Source organism: Streptomyces sp. NBC_00670 (assembly GCF_036226765.1).
In the GTDB taxonomy this organism is placed as follows: Bacteria; Actinomycetota; Actinomycetes; order Streptomycetales; family Streptomycetaceae; genus Streptomyces.
This window is the reverse complement of record NZ_CP109017.1, coordinates 6,656,097-6,661,869: the sequence shown is the minus strand read 5'-3', so window position 1 is coordinate 6,661,869 and position 5,773 is coordinate 6,656,097. Positions and strand designations below refer to the sequence as shown.

Genomic DNA, 5,773 nt, shown 5'->3' with positions numbered 1-5,773 from the left:
CCGCCCGACGGCGCCTCCCCCCGCACGCACACCCGTCCCCGGAAGGAACCCCACCCCATGTCCGGCACCAACGACCCCCAGCACCAGGGCGCGACGGGCGGGGCGACGCCCGCCCCGGCCCCGGACGCCACCGCGGAATCCGCCGTCACCGCGGAGCCCGCCGCCGCGGCGGCCCCCGCACCGGCGGAGCCGGCTCCGGCCCCGAGCACGCCCACGGCGCCCGAACCGGCGGCCGTCGCACGGGCCGCGACGCCCCCGGACGCCGAGGCCGAGACGGACGCCGGCACCGCGGCCGCCACCGACACCCCTGGCACCCTCACCGCCGGCGCCGACGAGGACGCCGACGGCGCCCGCCCCTCCGGACGTCCGTCCCGGGGGATACTCGCCGGCGCGGCCGTCGCCGGGGCGCTGCTGGTGGGCGTGCCGTTCCTGGTCTCCGGGATGCTCGATTCGTCGGACGCCAAGGACTCGCCGTCGGACCGTGCCGCCAACGCCGGTACGGTCCTGGACGATCCGGCGGCGGACGGCGGCGGCGCCTACGGTTCGGCCTCGCCGACCGCGTCCCCGTCACCGTCGGACAGCGAGGACGACGGGAAGAGCGGCAAGAAGGACGGCAAGAAGGGCGCGAAGGCGGGCGCGGCGGCGGGCGCCGGTGCGGATGTGGTCGCGGAGAGCTCCGAGAAGGCGGCCAAGAAGGGCTCCCCCGGCAGGAGTTCGAAGAAGAAGGCGGGCGGGGCCGTCGCCACCGAGACGGTCATCAGCGCACCCGGCACCACCCTCTACAGCCACGCCTCCCACCGCTGCATCGAGATGGTGGGCCACAAGGGCGCGGACGGCTCACCGCTGGAGATCTGGGACTGCGGCAAGGCCGACTGGCAGAAGTGGGACTTCCGTTCGGACGGCACGATCCGCTCGATGGGCCTGTGCATGGACGTGGCCTGGGGCTCGCGGGAGAACGGCGCGGTGATCCAGCTCGCGGTGTGCAGCGGCAACCCGGCCCAGCAGTTCCGTCTCAACTCCAGCAACGACCTGGTCAATCCGCAGGCGGACAAGTGCGTGGACGTCAAGGACCAGGCGACCGGCAACGGCACCCGGCTCCAGCTCTGGGACTGCAACGGCCAGGACAACCAGAAGTGGAGCACCCGCTGAACCGGCCCGGGCCGTGCCCGGGCCGGCGTCCGGGCCGGGACCGCTCGTGGACCCGGCCCCGCTCGGTGCGGTGTCCGGTCAGGACCGCTCGTAGACCCGCACCCAGTCGACCGTCATCCGGGCCGGCAGCGGTGTGCTCGACGTCACCGGGCCGGGCCAGGTGCCGCCGACGGCCAGGTTGAGCAGCAGGTAGAAGGGGTGGTCGAAGACCCAGGGATGCTTGGCGTCGTGCCGCGCACGCCGGTCGCTGTGGTACGCCGTGCCGTCGACGGTCCAGGTGATCCGGTCCTTCGTCCACTCGACGCCGTAGGTGTGGAAGCCGTCCGCGTAGCGCTCGCCGTCGGGCAGTTCATGGCTGCCGCCGAGGCCCTCCTCGGCGTACCCGGGGCCGTGCACAGTCCCGTAGACCAGGCCGGGTTCGCCGCCGACGACCTCCATGGCGTCGATCTCCCCGTTGCCGGGCCAGGACTTCTCCTCGTCGTTGTCGCCCATCATCCAGAACGCCGGCAGGGTCGCCTTGCCCTCGGGTACCCGGATGCGGGCCTCGAACTTCCCGTAGGCCTGGGTGAACCTGCCCTTTGTGGTGAGCCTCCCGGACGTGATGTCGCAGCTGCCGTAGGGGCAGTCCGCCATGTCGGGGAGCTGGTCGCGGCGGGCGGTGAGGACGAGGCGTCCCTTTCCGTCGAGGGCGGCGTTGGCGGTGCGGTCGGTGTAGTACTGCCACTCCTCGTTGCCCCACTGGGGCTCGCCGCCGGTGTCGTGGACCCACTTGTGGGGGTCGGGCGGCGTGCCCCGCGCGCCCTTGAACTCGTCCGACCAGGTCAGCTGCCAGCCGTCCCGGTCCGTGCCGCCCGCTCTCGCGCCCCCGTCGCCACCATCGTCGTCGCCGCCACCGCAGGCCGCGCAGGCGGCGAGCAGGGCGAGTACGGCGGCCCAGACGGCCGGCCGGAGGGCCGACGGGCGCGGGCGGGACGGGAGGTGGCGCGTGCGGTGCATGACTGCACCCTATGGGGACGCATGTCCGTTCGGGCGACCGAATACCCTCTGCGGGAGCCGCAGTCGAGAAGAGTCGGAAGAGACCGGAAGAGAGACGGGAATCAGTGGACCTCGTAGCGAGTGTGCTGGTCGGGTTGGTGGCCGCGTTCCATGTGTACGCCCTCGTACTGGAGATGTTCCTGTGGCAGAAGGCCCCGGGCCGGCGGCTGTCCGGCATGGACGCCGAGCTCGCCGCCGCCACGGCGCCCCTCGCCGCCAACCAGGGCCTCTACAACGGGTTCCTCGCCGCGGGGCTCGTCTGGGGGCTGGTCGCCGACGATCCGATGGGCTTCCGGGTCCGGGTGTTCTTCCTGGTGTGTGTCGTGGTGGCCGGGGTCTTCGGCGGGGTGACGGCGAACAGGCGCATCCTCGGCGTCCAGGCCCTGCCCGGCGCCCTGGCCCTGATCGCCGTCGCCGTCGCGGGCTGACGGGACGGCCGGCCGCGCGGAACGGCCGCGCGCCGGCCGGCCCGGCCCCCGTCAGCCTCCGAGGAGCTCGGTGAAGCGCCGTACGTCGATGTTGCCCCCGGAGGCGATCAGGCCGATGCGGCGCGGTGTCCGCTCCAGGCGTCCGGCCAGCAGGGCGGCCAGGGGGGTGGCTCCGCTCGGTTCCAAAACGATCTTCAGGCGCTCGAAGGCGAAACGCATGGCGTGGACGATCTCCTCGTCGCTGACGAGCGCGATCCCGTCGACCAGCCGCTGGTTGAGGGGGAACGTGAGCGCGCCGGGGGTGGGCAGGGCCTGCCCGTCGGCGATGGTGCGGGGCACCGGGACGGTGACGCGTTCGCCGCGGTCCAGGGAGCGCCTGGTGTCGTCGCCCGCCTCGGGCTCGACACCGAAGACCTCGGTGCCCGGGTGCAGCGCCTTGGCGGTGAGGGCGCTGCCCGCGATGAGCCCGCCGCCGCCGACGGGCACCACGAGGGCGTCCAACTCCCCGGTCTCCTCCAGGAGTTCGAGGGCGGCGGTGCCCTGTCCGGCGATGACGTGCGGGTGGTCGTAGGGCGGGATGAGGGTGAGTCCCCGGTCGGCGGCCAGGGCCTCGCCGAGCGCGGTGCGGTCCTGGGAGTAGCGGTCGTAGGTGACGACCTCCGCCCCGTACCCCGCAGTGGCCTCCCGCTTGGAGCGCGGGGCGTCCTCGGGCATGAGGATGACGGCGGTGGTACCGAGCTCCCGGGCGGCCAGCGCGGTGGCCTGGGCGTGGTTGCCGGAGGAGTAGGCGGCGACGCCCTTGGCGAGCTGCTCGGCGGAGAGCTGCGCCACCGCGTTGTAGGCGCCGCGGAACTTGAAGGCGCCGACGCGCTGGAAGTTCTCGCACTTGACGAACACCTCGGCGCCGACGAGGGCGTCGAGGGTGCGGGAGGTGAGGACGGGGGTGCGGTGGGCGACACCGGCGAGGCGCCCGGCGGCGGCGCGGACGTCGTCGAAGGAGACGGGTGAGGGGTCGGTCATGGCGGGCACCTCGCGGGGGGTGGGTGGTCGGCGGGAGCGGGTGGGCGGTGGCGGTGGCGGTGGCGGTCACCAGCCGGTGACGCGCGGCCAGTACGCGACGGCCTCGGGCGCGCCGTCGTGCTCGTGCGGCCGGCTGCTGTCGACGACGTGGTAACCGTGGTGCTGGGCGGCGGTGGCGCAGGCGTGGTTGGGCAGGATCCGCAGCCGGGTGCCGAGCGGCAGGTCGGGCAGGGCGGCGCCGTCGCGCGCGGTGAGCGTGCCGTGCTCCTGGCTGGCGTCGGTCATCACGAGGCCGGGGACGGGGGTGCCGTCGAGGCCGGTGACGAGTCCGTAACCCTGGTCCCGGGCCTGGCGTGCGGTGCCGCGGTCGCGGGACATGGCCATCCAGCCGCCGTCGGTGAGGATCCGGCCCAGCTCGGGGCGGTGGCCGATGACGGTGACGACGACGGAGAGGGCGAGGTCGTCGAGCCGGCAGACGCCCAGCCCGGCCATGACCAGGTCGAAGAACACGTAGTTCCCGGCACGGAGTTCGGTGACACCGGTGAGGTCCTCGGCGGCGTGCGCGGTGGGCGTGGAGCCGACGCTGACGACGGCCACGGGCAGCCCGGCGGCGCGCAGCCGCCCGGCGGCGGTGACGGCGGCGTCGCGTTCCCGCTCCGCCGCCCGGCGCCGCGCCTCGGGGGTGGTGGCGAAGTAGGACTCGCCCGCGTGGGTCAGCACACCGTCCAGGCAGCCGGCCTCGTGCAGTACGCGGCCGATGCCGAGGAGGGCGGGGTCCTCGGCGCGCAGGCCGCCCCGGTGGCCGTCGCAGTCGATCTCGATCTGCGCGGGAATCGCGAGCCCGGCCCGGCGGGCGGCGTCGGCGACCGCCTCGGCCTGCGCACGGCTGTCGAGCAGCACCCGCAGCCGCACTCCGCGCCGCGACAGGGCGAGGACGCGCGGGAGTTTGTGCGGGGCGATGCCGACGGCGTAGGTGAGGTCGGTGTACCCGCCGTCGGCGAACGCCTCCGCCTCGGCGAGCGTGGAGACGGTGACCGGGCAGGGGGCGCCGTCGCCGTTCCGCAGCAGGGCGGCGACGTCGAGGCTCTTGGCCGTCTTGACGTGCGGGCGCAGCACGACACCGAGCCCTTCCGCGCGCCGGGCGAGACGCTCGACGTTGCGCAGCACCTTGTGCACGTCGACGACGGCGAAGGGCGTGTCGGGTTCGGCGAGGGTGTGGGAGGTGGCGGAGGTATGGGCGTCGACGGGGACGGGTGCGGAGGTGTGGTCGTCGGCGGGGACGGGTGGGGAGGTGTGAATGTGGTCGGGAACGGACGCGGAGGTGTTCACAGGAGCAATGTCCGGATTCTTCATTTGGTGTAGTTGTAGACGGTCGCCCGGGAGACCCCGAGCAGATCGGCGATGGCCTGCGCGGCGTCCCGGGAGTCGAAGAAGCCGTCCCGGTGCAGTTGCCGCACCAGTTCCCTCTTGTCCTGGCGGCTCAGCGAGCGCGGGGTGCCGGCGCGTTCCGCGGCGAGCGCCTCGACGGTCTCGCGCAGTTCGCGCGCATTGCGGTCGCGCAGGCTCTCCAGCGGCCGGTCGCGGTGTTCGACGTCGGTGGCGACGAGGTTGGACAGGGCGAGAGTGACCGGCGAGAGCACGGAGACGTCGAGGTTGAGACAGAGCGCGGCGATGTACTCCCCGGCGGCGTTCTTGATGCCGATGGAGGTGCTCTTGACCGGGCGGCCGTCGGGGAACCGGTTGGGGTAGTTCTGGATGACGCTCGGGTACTCGGGGTCGGCGATGCGGGCGAGCCCCAGCTCGGTCGCGGAGTCCCCGACCCGGCGCCCGGAGAGGTTGTTCTCGATCACCCGGATCGCGTGGCGCGGGTCGCGCAGATCGTGCAGCACCACCTCGCACAGCCCGGGGAACATCCGCCCCAGCGCGACGGCGATCTTCTCGACCTCGCCGATGACGTGCTCGTCGGAGGCCACGGGTGCGTCCTCGCCCAACGCCCCCGGTGCGCCCCCACTGCCGTCGGGGCCCGTGTCCTGGTCCATGCACCTTCCCCTCCGACGGATCGTCTGCCGCCCCCGACGGTACCCATTTCTGAGCATTGGGTCCAGCTCTGGACTATTAATCCAGCAAACGACGTCCTCACG

6 protein-coding genes are annotated in these 5,773 nt (G+C 73.5%); 2 read left to right on the top strand and 4 right to left on the bottom strand.

Annotated elements, in window-relative coordinates; translation table 11 throughout:
- Window positions 1-57: 57 nt before the first annotated feature.
- Window positions 58-1,149, top strand: a complete 1,092-nt coding sequence (locus OIE12_RS29335) for a ricin-type beta-trefoil lectin domain protein (RefSeq protein WP_329140486.1) — start codon at window positions 58-60, stop codon at window positions 1,147-1,149.
- Window positions 1,150-1,227: 78 nt separating this feature from the next.
- Here the strand turns inward: OIE12_RS29335 and OIE12_RS29330 are convergent, their stop codons facing one another.
- The gene (locus OIE12_RS29330; RefSeq protein WP_329140484.1) at window positions 1,228-2,145 is read right to left on the bottom strand and encodes a glycoside hydrolase family 16 protein; all 918 of its coding nucleotides are present in this window, start codon (window positions 2,143-2,145) and stop codon (window positions 1,228-1,230) included.
- 104 nt (window positions 2,146-2,249) lie between these two features.
- Between OIE12_RS29330 and OIE12_RS29325 the strand changes: the two genes are divergently transcribed.
- On the top strand, window positions 2,250-2,612 hold the full coding sequence (locus tag OIE12_RS29325; protein ID WP_329140482.1) for a DUF1304 domain-containing protein: 363 nt from the start codon (window positions 2,250-2,252) through the stop codon (window positions 2,610-2,612).
- Window positions 2,613-2,663: 51 nt separating this feature from the next.
- On the opposite strand, the gene OIE12_RS29320 is transcribed toward OIE12_RS29325, so the two are convergent.
- The 3 genes from OIE12_RS29320 to OIE12_RS29310 form a co-directional block, all read right to left on the bottom strand.
- Complete coding sequence (locus OIE12_RS29320; RefSeq protein ID WP_329140480.1) at window positions 2,664-3,632, bottom strand: threo-3-hydroxy-L-aspartate ammonia-lyase; 969 nt, start codon at window positions 3,630-3,632, stop codon at window positions 2,664-2,666.
- Between the two features lie 66 nt (window positions 3,633-3,698).
- Window positions 3,699-4,985, bottom strand: coding sequence for an alanine racemase (locus tag OIE12_RS29315; protein WP_329140478.1), 1,287 nt, complete (start codon window positions 4,983-4,985; stop codon window positions 3,699-3,701).
- Window positions 4,982-5,671: a helix-turn-helix transcriptional regulator gene (locus OIE12_RS29310; RefSeq protein WP_329140477.1), complete on the bottom strand. Its 690-nt coding sequence runs from the start codon at window positions 5,669-5,671 to the stop codon at window positions 4,982-4,984. Before OIE12_RS29310 ends, OIE12_RS29315 begins: the two co-directional genes overlap by 4 nt.
- Window positions 5,672-5,773 lie beyond the last annotated feature (102 nt).